The organism is Mangrovicoccus sp. HB161399 (genome assembly GCF_013184745.1).
Taxonomy (GTDB): Bacteria; Pseudomonadota; Alphaproteobacteria; order Rhodobacterales; family Rhodobacteraceae; genus Mangrovicoccus.
In genome coordinates, this window is sequence record NZ_JAATVU010000048.1 from 17791 (window position 1) to 31268 (window position 13478).

Annotated in this window: 11 protein-coding genes; 9 read left to right on the forward strand and 2 right to left on the reverse strand. The window is 66.8% G+C overall.

The window, feature by feature from the left end:
• Positions 1-49: 49 nt before the first annotated feature.
• The 9 genes from chvE (at position 50) to HCC78_RS21990 (ending at position 11084) form a co-directional block, all read left to right on the forward strand.
• On the forward strand, positions 50-1117 hold the full coding sequence (chvE, locus tag HCC78_RS21950) for a multiple monosaccharide ABC transporter substrate-binding protein (protein WP_172330936.1): 1068 nt from the start codon (positions 50-52) through the stop codon (positions 1115-1117).
• Positions 1118-1216: 99 nt separating this feature from the next.
• Positions 1217-2755 (forward strand): multiple monosaccharide ABC transporter ATP-binding protein, encoded by a 1539-nt coding sequence (gene mmsA / locus HCC78_RS21955; RefSeq protein WP_172330937.1) that lies wholly within the window; start codon positions 1217-1219, stop codon positions 2753-2755.
• Positions 2752-3957 carry a multiple monosaccharide ABC transporter permease gene (mmsB, locus tag HCC78_RS21960; RefSeq protein WP_371743900.1) on the forward strand — a complete coding sequence of 402 codons (1206 nt, stop codon included), beginning with the start codon at positions 2752-2754 and terminating at the stop codon, positions 3955-3957. Before mmsA ends, mmsB begins: the two co-directional genes overlap by 4 nt.
• A gap of 4 nt (positions 3958-3961) precedes the next feature.
• Entirely contained in the window at positions 3962-4948 is a 987-nt protein-coding gene (araD1, locus tag HCC78_RS21965) for an AraD1 family protein (protein WP_172330938.1), read from the forward strand.
• A gap of 7 nt (positions 4949-4955) precedes the next feature.
• Positions 4956-6698: an L-arabinonate dehydratase gene (gene araD, locus HCC78_RS21970; RefSeq protein ID WP_172330939.1), complete on the forward strand. Its 1743-nt coding sequence runs from the start codon at positions 4956-4958 to the stop codon at positions 6696-6698.
• Positions 6699-6705: 7 nt separating this feature from the next.
• Positions 6706-7626 (forward strand): Gfo/Idh/MocA family protein, encoded by a 921-nt coding sequence (locus tag HCC78_RS21975; protein WP_253949301.1) that lies wholly within the window; start codon positions 6706-6708, stop codon positions 7624-7626.
• Between the two features lie 28 nt (positions 7627-7654).
• Positions 7655-9184 (forward strand): aldehyde dehydrogenase (NADP(+)), encoded by a 1530-nt coding sequence (locus tag HCC78_RS21980; RefSeq protein ID WP_172330940.1) that lies wholly within the window; start codon positions 7655-7657, stop codon positions 9182-9184.
• A 62-nt stretch (positions 9185-9246) separates the two neighbouring features.
• Positions 9247-10098 carry an SMP-30/gluconolactonase/LRE family protein gene (locus HCC78_RS21985; protein ID WP_172330941.1) on the forward strand — a complete coding sequence of 284 codons (852 nt, stop codon included), beginning with the start codon at positions 9247-9249 and terminating at the stop codon, positions 10096-10098.
• Positions 10095-11084 (forward strand): galactose mutarotase, encoded by a 990-nt coding sequence (locus HCC78_RS21990; protein WP_172330942.1) that lies wholly within the window; start codon positions 10095-10097, stop codon positions 11082-11084. Before HCC78_RS21985 ends, HCC78_RS21990 begins: the two co-directional genes overlap by 4 nt.
• A gap of 31 nt (positions 11085-11115) precedes the next feature.
• On the opposite strand, the gene HCC78_RS21995 is transcribed toward HCC78_RS21990, so the two are convergent.
• Both HCC78_RS21995 and HCC78_RS22000 read right to left on the reverse strand, forming a co-directional pair.
• Positions 11116-12411 carry a branched-chain amino acid ABC transporter permease gene (locus tag HCC78_RS21995; protein WP_172330943.1) on the reverse strand — a complete coding sequence of 432 codons (1296 nt, stop codon included), beginning with the start codon at positions 12409-12411 and terminating at the stop codon, positions 11116-11118.
• Complete coding sequence (locus tag HCC78_RS22000; protein WP_172330944.1) at positions 12408-13418, reverse strand: branched-chain amino acid ABC transporter permease; 1011 nt, start codon at positions 13416-13418, stop codon at positions 12408-12410. The genes HCC78_RS21995 and HCC78_RS22000 overlap by 4 nt, the downstream gene beginning before the upstream one ends.
• Between the last annotated feature and the right edge of the window lie 60 nt (positions 13419-13478).

Below are 13478 nucleotides of genomic sequence, written 5' to 3' on the forward strand. Positions count from 1 at the left end.
CGACCCCGGGAGGAACACGACGGGTCGGGCCGGGCATAGGGAGACACAGATGAAATCATTCACCCGTGCGCTGGCTTCCAGCGCGCTCGCCCTGCTTGTCGCCGGCACCGCGATGGCAGCAGACAAAGGCTATGTCGGCATCGCCATGCCGACGAAATCCTCGGCGCGCTGGATCTCCGACGGCCAGAGCATGGTCGAGCAGTTCGAGGCGGCCGGCTACAAGACCGACCTGCAATATGCCGAGGACGATATTCCCAACCAGCTGGCGCAGATCGAGAACATGATCACCAAGGGCGTCGACGTTCTGGTGATCGCGGCGATCGACGGCACCACCCTGTCGAATGCGCTGGCCAATGCCGCGGCGTCCGACATCCAGGTCGTCGCCTATGACCGCCTGATCCGCGATTCCGGCGATGTCGACTACTACGCGACCTTCGACAACTTCCAGGTCGGCGTGCAGCAGGCGACGACGATGGTCGACGGCATGAAGGAACGCTTCCCCGACACCCATCCGTGGAATGTCGAGCTGTTCGGCGGCTCGCCGGACGACAACAACGCCTACTTCTTCTACAACGGCGCCATGTCGGTCATCCAGCCGCTGATCGACTCGGGCGACATCGTGATCCCGTCGGGCCAGATGGGCATGGACACCGTCGGCACGCTGCGCTGGGACGGCTCGGTCGCCCAGGCGCGCATGGACAACCTGCTGAGCGCCAACTACACCGACGCGCGCGTCAACGGCGTGCTTAGCCCCTATGACGGGCTCTCGATCGGCATCATCTCCTCGCTTTCTGGCGTCGGCTACGGCACCGGCGACGACATGCCGATGCCGATCGTCACCGGCCAGGATGCGGAAATCCCGTCGATCAAGGCGATCCTGCGCGGCGACCAGTATTCCACCATCTTCAAGGACACCCGCGAGCTTGCGCGCGTGACCGTGGGCATGGTCGATGCGCTGCTGGGCGGCGGCGAGCCCGAGATCAACGACACCACCACCTACGACAACGGCGTCAAGGTCGTGCCCTCCTACCTGCTCTCGCCGGTCCCCGTGACCGCGGAGAACTGGGAAGAGGTCGTGATCGGCTCCGGCTACTACACCCGCGACCAGGTCGAGTGACCCGCGCCCCGGCGCCGGATCCTCCACATCCCGTCGGCGCCGGACCTTCCCTGCAGGGCCTGTCCCTGCAGGGACCTTTCCCGGAAACAGGGGACAATCATGGCCAACATTCTGGAAATGCGCGGGATCACCAAGGAATTCCCGGGCGTGAAGGCGCTCGACCAGGTGACCTTCGAAGTCGAGGAGGGCGAGATCCACGCGCTCTGCGGCGAGAACGGCGCCGGCAAGTCGACGCTGATGAAGGTGCTTTCGGGCGTCTATCCGCACGGCTCCTACTCCGGCGACATCGTCTATGACGGCAAGGTGCAGAGCTTCGGGTCGATCCGCGACAGCGAAGAGATCGGCATCATCATCATCCACCAGGAGCTGGCGCTGATCCCGCTGCTGTCGATCGCGGAAAACATCTTCCTCGGCAACGAGCGCGCCACCAGGGGCATCATCGACTGGCACGAGACCAACCGGCGCGCGGGCGAGCTGCTGGAGCGCGTGGGCCTCGGCCGCGAGCATCCCGAGACGCTGGTCGACGACCTCGGCCTGGGCAAGCAGCAGCTGGTGGAGATTGCCAAGGCGCTGTCGAAGAACGTGCGCCTGCTGATCCTCGACGAGCCGACCTCCTCGCTCAACGAGCAGGACAGCGAGAAGCTCCTGGAGCTGATGCTGGAATTCAAGGCCAAGGGCATCACCTCGATCCTGATCAGCCACAAGCTGAACGAGGTGTCGAAGGTCGCCGACAGCATCACCGTGCTGCGAGACGGCGCCGCCGTCGCCCGGATCGACTGCAAGGGCGGCGTCAGCGAGGACGAGATCATCCGCGACATGGTGGGCCGCTCGCTCGACGACCGCTACCCGCCGAAGACCGACCATTCGCTGGCCGAGACCGCGATGGAGGTCCGCAACTGGACCGTGCACCATCCGCTGCATGCCGACCGAAAGGTGGTCGACAATGTCAGCTTCCATGTCCGTAAGGGCGAGGTTCTGGGCATTGCCGGGCTGATGGGGGCAGGGCGCACGGAACTGGCGATGAGCCTCTTCGGCCATAGTTGGGGCCGCGGCATCTCGGGCGAGGTCGAGATCGACGGCCGCCCGGCCGAGATGAAGACCGTCCGCCAGGCAATCAATGCAGGGCTCGCCTATGCCACCGAGGACCGCAAGGGCTATGGCCTGGTGCTCGACGACACGATCCGCCGGAACGTGCCGCTGGCCAAGCTGGAGAAGATCTCAAACGGCCTGGTCGTCGACAGCCACCGCGAGGCGGAGGTCGCCGAGACCTACCGCAAGCGGCTGAACATCAAGTCCAGCTCGATCGAGCAGGAGACGGTGAACCTGTCGGGCGGCAACCAGCAGAAGGTCGTGCTGTCCAAGTGGCTCTTTGCCGATCCCGACGTGCTGATCCTCGACGAGCCGACCCGCGGCATCGACGTCGGCGCGAAATACGAGATCTACTGCGTGATCCGCGAACTCGCCGCGGCCGGCAAGGCCGTCATCGTCATCTCGTCGGAAATGCCCGAGCTGCTGGGCGTCACCGACCGTCTCTACGTCATGAACGAAGGCCGCTTCGTGGGCGAGATGCCCACCGCCGAAGCCAGCCAGGAACGCATCATGGCGACCATCATCAAATCCGCAGGAGATCGCACATGACCGATACTGCCACGGGCCCGGGCATGGGCGGCGACAGCCACAAGGCCGACGTAATGGGCTATCTCAAGAAACACATGCGCGAATACGGCATCCTGATCGCGCTCGTCGTGATCATGGCCTTCTTCCAGATCGCCACCGGCGGCATCCTGCTGAAGCCGGTGAACCTGACCAACCTGATCCTGCAGAACAGCTACATCGTCATCATGGCGATCGGCATGCTGCTGGTCATCGTCGCGGGCCATATCGACCTGTCGGTCGGCTCGGTGATGGGCTTCGTCGGCGCGGTCGCGGCGGTGATGATCGTCAACTGGGGCATTCCGTGGCCGATTGCCGGGCTGCTGTGCCTGGGCGTCGGCGCCGTGATCGGCATGGCCCAGGGCTTCTGGGTCGCGTATTACCGCATTCCCTCCTTCATCGTGACGCTGGCGGGCATGCTGGTCTTCAAGGGCCTGACGCTGGCGCTGCTCGAAGGCCAGTCGGTCGGGCCGTTCCCGCCCGCCTTCCGACTGATCGCCTCGGGCTTCATCGCGGATCCCTTCGGCGTCGACGGGTTCAACATGCTGTCGCTGCTGATCGGCATCGCCGTGGCCTCGGGGCTGCTCTTCATGGCGGTCCGCACACGCCGCCAGCACGAGGCCGCGGGGGTCGAGGACGAACCCTTCGCCTTCTTCGCCGCCAAGAACGGGCTGATCTTCGCCGCGCTCGTCTGGATGGCCTTCCTGATGGCGGATTTCCGCGGCCTGCCGAACGTGTTCATCGTCATGGCGCTGCTGATCGGGATCTATTCCTTCATCACCTCCAAGACCACCATCGGCCGCCGCATCTACGCCATCGGCGGCAACGAGAAGGCCGCCGCCCTCTCGGGCATCAATTCCCAGCGCCTGACCTTCCTGACCTTCGCCAACATGGGCCTGCTGGCAGGCCTCGCCGGCATCGTCTTCGCCGCGCGCCTCAACACCGCGACGCCCAAGGCGGGGCTCGGCTTCGAGCTCGACGTGATCGCCGCCGTCTTCATCGGCGGGGCCTCGATGTCGGGCGGCGTGGGCACCGTGGTCGGCGCGGTGATCGGCGCCTTCATCATGGGCGTCATGAACAACGGCATGTCCATCCTCGGCATCGGGATCGACTGGCAGCAATGCATCAAGGGCCTGGTCCTGCTTGCCGCCGTGATCTTCGACGTCATGAACAAGAAGAAAGGCTGAGCCCATGCTCCTGTCGCAATATCTCAAGGACGGGCGGCCGCAGATCGTCGCCCGCGACGGAACCGAGGCCTACGAGCTGCAGACCGAGGCAAGCCTCTACGAACTGGCGATGGACTGCATCGCCCATGGCGAGAGCCTGAAGGACCGCATCGCCGCGCTGGGGCTCGGCGCCGCGGTGGACCTGGCCAAGCTCTATGACGAGGGGCTGCTGCTGCCGCCGCTGTCGCATCCCGATCCGGCGCATCTGCACCTGACCGGCACCGGGCTGACGCATCTGGGCTCCGCCTCCACCCGCGCGGCGATGCATGCCAAGGCCGCCGCCGAGACCGAGACAGACTCGATGCGGATGTTCCGCATGGGGATCGAGGGCGGCAAGCCCGGCAACGGCCATCCCGGCGCCCAGCCCGAGTGGTTCTACAAGGGCAACGGCGTGGCGCTGGTCGCGCCCGGCCAGGCGCTGGTCTCGCCCTCCTTCGCCGAGGACGGCGGGGAGGAGCCAGAGATCGCCGGCGTCTATGTCATCGGCCCGGACGGCACGCCCTTCCGCATCGGCTTCGCGCTGGCCAACGAGTTCTCCGACCACGTGACCGAGCGGGTGAACTACCTGTGGCTGGCGCATTCCAAGCTGCGCCCCGCCGCCATCGGCCCCGAGCTGCTGATCGGCGAGCTGCCCGAGAGCGTCGAGGGCATGTCGCGCATCCGCCGCGGCAACGAGATCGTCTTCGAGAAGCCGTTCCTGTCGGGCGAAGCCAACATGAGCCACAGCCTGGCGAACCTGGAGCACCACCATTTCAAGTACGGCCTGTTCCGCCAGCCGGGCGACGTGCATGTCCACATGTTCGGCACCGCGACGCTCAGCTTCGGCGACGGCGTCCGCACGCGGGACGGCGACCTGTTCGAGATCGAGGCAGCGCCCTTCGGCCTGCCGCTGCGCAACCCGCTGAAGCAAACCGCCCCGGAAACGGGACGGGCAGAAGTCAGGACCCTGTGAGGCTGAGATGACCTTCAAGAAGGCCGAATGGCCGCGCCGCCTGAGATCCCAGGAATGGTATGGCGGCACCTCGCGCGACAATATCTACCACCGCGGCTGGCTGAAGAACCAGGGCTACCCGCATGACCTGTTCGACGGGCGGCCGGTCATCGGCATCCTCAACACCTGGTCGGATCTGACCCCCTGCAACGGCCATCTGCGCGAACTGGCCGAGAAGGTGAAGGCCGGCGTCTGGGAGGCCGGGGGCTTTCCGCTGGAGGTTCCGGTGTTCTCGGCATCCGAAAACACCTTCCGGCCGACGGCGATGATGTACCGCAACCTCGCCGCCATGGCGGTGGAGGAGGTGATGCGCGCCCAGCCGATCGACGGCGCCGTGCTGCTGGTCGGCTGCGACAAGACCACGCCTTCCTTGCTGATGGGCGCGGCCTCGACCGACCTGCCCAGCATCGTCGTCACCGGCGGCCCGATGCTCAACGGCTGGTTCCGCGGCGAGCGCGTCGGATCGGGCACTGCGCTGTGGCAGATGTCCGAGGACATCAAGGCCGGGAAGATGAGCCAGGAGGACTTCCTCGAGGCCGAGCAGGCGATGAGCCGCTCCTCGGGGACCTGCAACACGATGGGCACCGCGTCGACCATGGCCTCTATGGCCGAGGCCCTGGGCATGGCGCTGTCGGGCAATGCCGCGATCCCCGCGGTCGATGCGCGGCGCCGCGTCATGGCGCAGATGACCGGGCGGCGCATCGTGCAGATGGTCAAGGACGACCTGAAGCCGTCGGACATCATGACCAAGCAGGCCTTCGAGAACGCCATCCGCTGCAACGGCGCCATCGGCGGCTCGACCAATGCGGTGATCCACCTGCTGGCCATGGCCGGACGCTGCGGCGTCGACCTGACGCTGGACGACTGGGACCGGCTGGGCCGCGACGTGCCGACCGTGGTCAACCTGATGCCCTCGGGCAAGTACCTGATGGAGGAGTTCTTCTATGCCGGCGGGCTGCCCGTCGTGCTGAAGCGGCTGGGCGAGGCCGGGATGCTCCACAAGGACGCGCTCACCGTCTCGGGCGGCACCGTCTGGGACGAGGTCAAGGACGCTGTAAACTGGAACGAGGACGTGATCCTGCCCGTCGACAAGGCGCTGACCGCCTCGGGCGGCATCGCGGTGCTGAAGGGCAACCTCGCCCCCAAGGGCGCCGTGCTGAAGCCCTCGGCGGCCAGCCCGCATCTGATGAAGCATCGCGGCCGCGCCGTGGTCTTCGAGGATATCGACGACTACAAGGCGAAGATCGCCGACGAGGCCCTCGATATCGACGAGACCTGCATCATGGTGCTGAAGAACTGCGGGCCGAAGGGCTATCCCGGCATGTCCGAGGTCGGCAACATGGGGCTGCCGCCGAAGGTGCTGAAGAAGGGGATCACCGACATGGTCCGCATCTCGGATGCGCGCATGTCCGGCACCGCCTACGGCACCGTCATCTTGCACACCTCGCCCGAGGCTGCCGTCGGCGGACCGCTCGCGGTGGTGCAGTCGGGCGACATGATCGAGCTCGACGTGGAGGCCCGCCGCATCCATCTCGACATCCCGGAGGCAGAACTGGCCGCGCGGCTGGCCGCCTGGTCTCCTGCGGCGGATGCGCCCAAGGGCGGTTACGACTGGCTGTTCCGCACCCATGTCGAAGGGGCGGATACCGGCGCCGATCTTGATTTCCTGAAAGGTTGCCGCGGCAGGGAGGTGCCCCGTGACAGTCACTGATCTGGACATGCTCGAAATAGCGCTGGTCGGCGTCGGCAAGATCGCCCGCGACCAGCACATCCCGGCCATTGCCGCAAACGGTGCGATGCGCGTCGCGGCAACGGTCAGCCGCACGGGCGGCATCGAGGGCGTGGAGAACCACGCCTCGCTGCCGATGCTGCTACATGCCCGTCCGGACATCTCGGCGGTCTCGCTCTGCATGCCGCCGCAGGCGCGCTACGTCTATGCCGCCGAGGCGATCCTCGCCGGGCGCCATGTCATGCTGGAGAAACCCCCCGGCGCCACGGTGTCGGAGGTCCTGGCGCTGAAGGACCTGGCCGCGGAGAAGGGCGTCACGCTCTTCGCGACCTGGCATTCGCGCCATGCCGCGGGCGTTGCCGCCGCCAAGGCCTGGCTCGCGGACAAGGCGATCGCCCGCGTCCGCATCGACTGGAAGGAAGACGTCCGCCACTGGCATCCCGGCCAGGACTGGATCTGGGAACCCGGCGGGCTCGGCGTCTTCGACCCGGGCATCAACGCGCTCTCGATCCTGACGGAAATCCTGCCTGCGCCGGTGCGCCTGACCTCCGCCGACCTGACCTTCCCGGAAAACCGCGCCCAGCCGATCGCCGCCGACCTGCGCTTTGCCGGGGCGGACGGGCTCGCCGTCGAGGCCGAGTTCGACTGGCGCCAGACCGGCCCGCAGACCTGGGACATTACCGCCGAAACCGATGCCGGCACGCTCCGGCTTTCCGAAGGTGGCGCGAAACTTGCGATTGACGATGCGCCGCAACGGGTTGCAGGTTTGGGCGAGTATCCCGACCTCTACCGCCGCTTTGCCGAGCTGATCGCGCAAGGCGAAAGCGACGTGGATGTCGCGCCGCTTCTCCACGTGGCGGATGCCTTCCTGACGGGGCGCCGCCTGGCCACCGAGCCGTTTCACGATTGACCAGAATGACCAGCAAGGAGCCCTGCCCATGCTCGACGCCCCGCTCATCACCGGCCAGCACCTGATTGCCGGAACCTGGGTCACCTCCGAGAACTTCTTCGACTCCGATCCGGTCACCGGCGAGGCGGAGTCGTTCTATGCAGGCGGTGCCGACGAGATCAACGAGGCGGCAACCGCCGCTGCGGCGGCCTTCGCCGAGTATGGCTGGACCACGCGCGAGGCCCGCGCTGCCTTTCTCGAGAAGATCGCCGGGGAGATCGAGGCCCGCGGCCCGGCCCTGACCCAGATCGCCATGGCCGAGACCGGCCTGCCCGCGGCCCGGCTCGAAGGCGAGCGCGGCCGCACCTGCGGACAGCTCCGCCTCTTTGCCGCGCATATCCGCGACGGCAAGTATCTCGACATCCGCCACGATTCGGCGCTGCCCGACCGCGCGCCGCTGCCGCGTCCCGACCTGCGGCTGATGCAGCGCCCCGTGGGCCCGGTCGGCGTCTTCGGTGCCTCCAACTTTCCGCTGGCCTTCTCGACGGCCGGCGGCGACACGGCCTCGGCCCTGGCGGCGGGCTGTCCGGTGGTCTACAAGGGCCATCCCGGCCATCCCGGCACCTGCGAGATCGTCGCCCAGGCGATCGCCGCCGCCATCGAGGCGACAGGCATGCCGAAGGGCACCTTTTCCATGGTGCAGTCGAACACCAACGAGGCCGGCGGCGCGCTGGTCCAGCACCCAGAGATCAAGGCGGTCGGCTTCACCGGCAGCTTCGGCGGCGGCAAGGCTCTGTTCGATCTCGCCATGGCGCGCCCGGAGCCGATCCCGTTCTTCGGCGAGCTGGGTTCGCTCAACCCGGTCTTCGTGATGCCCGCCGCGCTCGCGGCCCGCGGAGCCGCCATGGGCGAGGGCTGGGCGCAGTCGCTGACCATGGGCGTCGGCCAGTTCTGCACCAACCCGGCCCTGGTGCTGCTGCCCGAAGGGCCTGAGGGCGACGCCTTCGCCGAGGCGGCCCTGCGGTTGCTGAATGAAACCGCCCCGCAGCCGATGCTGACGGCCGGCACGGCCTCGGCCTATGCCAAGGGGGTGGAGATGCTCTCGGGCGCAGGTCTCGACCGGCTGACCGGCGCGCAGACCTGCTCGATCCGCGAAGGCGCCCCGGCAGTTTTCCAGGTCAAGGCCGCCGACTGGCTGGCACGGCCGGAACTGGCGCGCGAGGTCTTCGGTCCCGCGGGCATCCTGATCCGGACCTCTTCGCCCGAGGAAATGCTCAAGGTGGCCAAGGGGTTCCACGGCCAGCTGACCGCGACGCTGCTGATGGACGATGCCGATATCGACGCTGCCAAGCCCTTGATCCCGGTTCTGGAAAGCAAGGCGGGCAGGGTGCTCGCGAACGCCTTCCCGACCGGTGTCGAGGTGGCCGATGCGATGGTGCATGGCGGGCCCTTCCCGGCGTCGACCAATTTCGGCGCCACGTCCGTGGGCACGATGGCGATCCGCCGCTTCCTGCGTCCGGTCTGCTACCAGAACCTGCCCGAAGCACTGCTTCCGGCCGATCTGCAGGGCCTCGGCTGATCCTGCGCGGGGCGCGGCGCCCGGCGGCCGCGCCCGGACACGACCCTTTGGGAGGACATTGAATGAAGATGGAGGTCTTCGACCCCCGCGCCTGCGCCCTCGGCGAGGGGCCGCTCTGGCACCCGCTGCGCAACCAACTGTTCTGGTTCGACATCACCGGCAACCGCCTGTTGACCCGGACCGCAGACGGCCCGCAAGAGTGGAACCTGGGCGAGAATTCATCGGCCGCTGGCTGGATCGACGAGAGGCGGTTGTTGGTTGCCACCGAGACGGCGCTGAGGCGGTTCGACATCGAAACCGGCGAACATGAACTGGTCTGCGCGCTGGAGGCCGACCTGCCGGAGAACCGTTCCAATGACGGCCGAGCGGATCCGATGGGCGGCTTCTGGATCGGCACCATGGCCAAGAAGGGCGGCGCGCCGGTCGGGGCAATCTGGCGGTACCACAAGGGCGCGCTGGAGAAGATTTTTCCCGACATCGCGATCACCAACGCAATCTGTTTCGGCACGGACGGGCGCACGGCCTATTTCACCGACACGCCTACACTGAAGGTCATGCGCGTCGGTCTCGACGCCGAGGGCTGGCCCGAGGGCAAGCCGGAGCTGTTTCTCGATCTCGCCGGCACGGGCCACAAGGCCGACGGGGCGGTCGTGGATTCGGAGAACCATTTCTGGACGGCGCAATGGGGCTCGGGCCGCGTGGCCCGCTACACGCCGGATGGCGCATTCGACCGCGCCATCGAGGTGCCGGGCCTGCATTCCTCCTGTCCGGCCTTCGGCGGGCCGGACAGGAGGACGATGTTCTGCACCTCCGCGCTGCAGGCCATCGCATCGCCCGACGCGGCCCAGGGCCTGACCTATGCCATCGGCGATGCCGGAGTGGCAGGACAGGACGAGCACCGGGTGATCGCGTGACCCGCGCCGTTTTCGGCCGGACTCCGGACGGACGCACCGTCGAGCGGATCGGCATCACGGGGGGCGGGTTGACCGCCTCCTTCCTGACTTGGGGCGCAACTCTTCAGGACCTGCGCATCGAGGGCGTGACTTTCCCGCTGGTGCTCGGCAGCGACCGGTTCGATCCGTATCTCGGCAGCCTTCTCTATTCCGGCGCGCTGGTCGGCCGCTTCGCCAACCGCATCGCTGGCGGGCGCTTCTCGATCGACGGGCAGAGTTTCCAGGCCGACCGGAATTTCCTGCGCCGCCACACGCTGCATGGCGGGTCGGGCGGCACCGGAGAGATGCTCTGGAGCTTGCAGGACCATGCCGCGGATCGCGTGAGCTTTGCCTTGGAACTGCCCGACAAACATATGGGTTTTCCCGGAGACCTGGCGGTTCAGGCGGAATTTTCCCTTCCCGGCGACGGCGTGCTTGCAATGGAGGTGGTTGCACAATGCAACCGGTCCACGCCCTGCAATTTCGCCCAGCACAGCTACTTCAATCTGGACGACGCCGCAGGCATTGCCGGGCACCATCTGCAGATCCTCGGCGACAGCTACCTTCCCGTCGACGAGGAGATGATCCCGACCGGCGAAATTGCTCCGGTCGAAGGGACGCGTTTCGATTTCCGCAGGTCGCGGGCGATCGGAAACACTGGCTACGATCATAATTTCTGCACCGCGCGGGACCGCATGCCCATCCGGCCGGTGGCTGTCCTGTCGAGCCCGGCCAGCGGCATCAGCCTGACGGTCGAGAGCACCGAGCCAGGGCTACAATTCTACGACGGGGCACTTCTGGATGTACGCGACGGCCTCAACGGCCGGTCATACGGCACGAAAAGCGGCGTCGCGCTCGAGGCGCAAGCTTGGCCGGACGCGCCGAACATGGCCGCGGCACCCAACGCAATCCTCCGTCCCAGCGAGACCTACAGCCAGTCGTTGCGCTACGTTTTCCGGCAGGAATGAGGCGGTTGCGGCTTGCAACCGCCCTTTGCTGTCAACGCTCGGGGAGCAGTCCCCGAGGCGAGAAGCGAAGCACGAGGAGCAGCACAACGCCCATGGTCAGCAGGCGCATATGTGCGGCGCTGTCCAGCAGGTGCGTCTTCAGGGCACCGTCCGGCAGGGGCATGGTGACGACGTTCAGCAGCATCTGGCCCAAAGGCTCGACCTCCACCCAGAGGAAAAAGATCAGGAAGCCGCCCAGCACGCCGCCAAGCGTGTTGCCGGAGCCGCCGACGATCACCATCACCCAGATCAGGAAGGTAAAGCGCAGCGGCTGGTAGGTGCCCGGGGTCAGCTGGCTGTCGAGCGTCGTCATCATTGCGCCGGCGATCCCGCAGATCGCGGAGCCGAGGATGAACACCTGCAGATGGCGCCGGGTCACGTCCTTGCCCATGGCCGCGGCGGCGACCTCGTTGTCGCGGATGGCCCGCATCATCCGGCCCCAAGGCGCATTCAGCGCCAGCTGCGTCAGAACCACGAGAACGACCAGCACCGTTGCGAAGAGGCCGGTATAGAGCAGCTTCACGTAGAGCGTGGAGGCTGTAACCGGGTCGAGTCCCAGGCCGGAGGCGGCCTCGACGAAGCCCGGATCCTGCTGCAGGTCGATCTCGTAGGGAACCGGCCGGGGGATGCCGACGACGTTCTTCACGCCCCGCGCCAGCCAGTCCTCGTTCTTCAGGATGCTGATGATGATTTCCGAGATGCCCAGCGTCGCCACGGCGAGATAGTCGCTGCGCAACCCCAGCGCGGTCTTGCCGATCACCCAGGCAGCGCCCGCCGCGAGCAATCCGCCGACCGGCCAGGCGAGGAGCACGGGCAGTCCGAGACCGCCGAGAAAACCGGTGGAAGCCGGATTCACGGCCTCCACGGCGTCGCGGGCCGGATCGAAAAGCGTGCGGTAGAGCGCGAATCCAGCGATGGCCAGAACGGCCGTGGTTGCAGCGCGCAACCATCCTGCGTGCAGGCGCTTGCGGATTGCAACCACCGCGGCAATTGCGCCGATCCCGACCAGAAGCGCGAAGATCAGTCGGGTACCGCCCGCGGCCCAGGCCTCCTGCACGGGTGGTTCGGAGACCAGAACGGCGGCCAGCCCGCCGAGTGCGACGAACCCCATGATCCCGACATTGAAGAGCCCGGCAAAGCCCCATTGGGTGTTCAGCCCCAACGCCATGATGGCCGAGACCAGCCCCATGTTGAGGATGTAGAGCGCGGTGTTCCAGCTTTGGAGGACGCCGGTCAGGACGATGAGCAGGGCTACCAGAAGGAACAGGAAGATGGTGCGCAGGGTCATGTCGAGGTCCCCTTGAAGAGGCCGGTGGGCTTGATGAGCAGGACGAGGACGAGGATCAGGAAGCTGACGGCGTTCTTGTATTCGGTGCCCAGGAGCTGCGCGAGCCCGTCGGGCGCGAGCCCCATCGGCAGCAGATAGGAGAAGACCTTCTTCCAGGCATAGGTCAGGCCGACCTCTGAGAAGGCGACGATGAAACCGCCGACGATCGCACCGACCGGCGAGCCAAGGCCGCCGACGATGGCTGCGGCGAAGATCGGCAGGAGCAGCTGGAAATAGGTGAAGGGCTTGAAGGACTTGTCGAGCCCGTAAAGCGTGCCCGCGATGGTGGCGAGTGCGGCGACGAGGATCCAGGTGATGGCGACGACGCGCTCGGGGTCGATGCCGGAGAGCAGCGCCAGGTCGCGGTTGTCGGCGAAGGCGCGCATCGACTTGCCGGTGCGCGTGCGGTTGAGGAACCAGAAGAGCGCTGCCATCACCACCGCCGCAGTCAGCACGGTGATGCCCTGGCTGGTCTTGATGGCGAGGCCCTCGTCGAGGCCGCTCCAGGCCTTGAAGTCGCGGGCCGACACCAGGAATCGTGCGCCGTCGTCGAAGCGCTGGTCATCGACGCCGATGATGAAGCGAACGAGCCCGTTCATCACGAACATCACGCCGATCGAGACGATCAGCAGGATGGCGGAACTGGCGCGCTGCTGCCGGTAGAAGCGGTAGACCAGCCGGTCGGTCGCGAGAAGCAGCGCGGCGGTGGCGGCGATGCCGGCGGGCAGGGCGATCAGCGCGGTCGGCACCGGGCCGCCGGTGATGCCGATCGATTGCAGCCCCCAGGTGGCGAGGATCGTGACCATCGTGCCGAAGGCCATCGTGTCGCCATGGGCCACGTTGGTGAAGCGCAGCACGGCGACGGTCAAGGTCACGCCGAGCGCGCCGAGCGCCAGCTGCGCGCCATAGGCCGTGGCCGGGACGATCACGAAATTGGTCAGCGCCACCAGCGCGTTCAGAAGGTCCATCCGAATGGTCCTTTCCGCGTGAATAGAATGAAATCAGAAGGCTGCCAGACGGTTTTCATG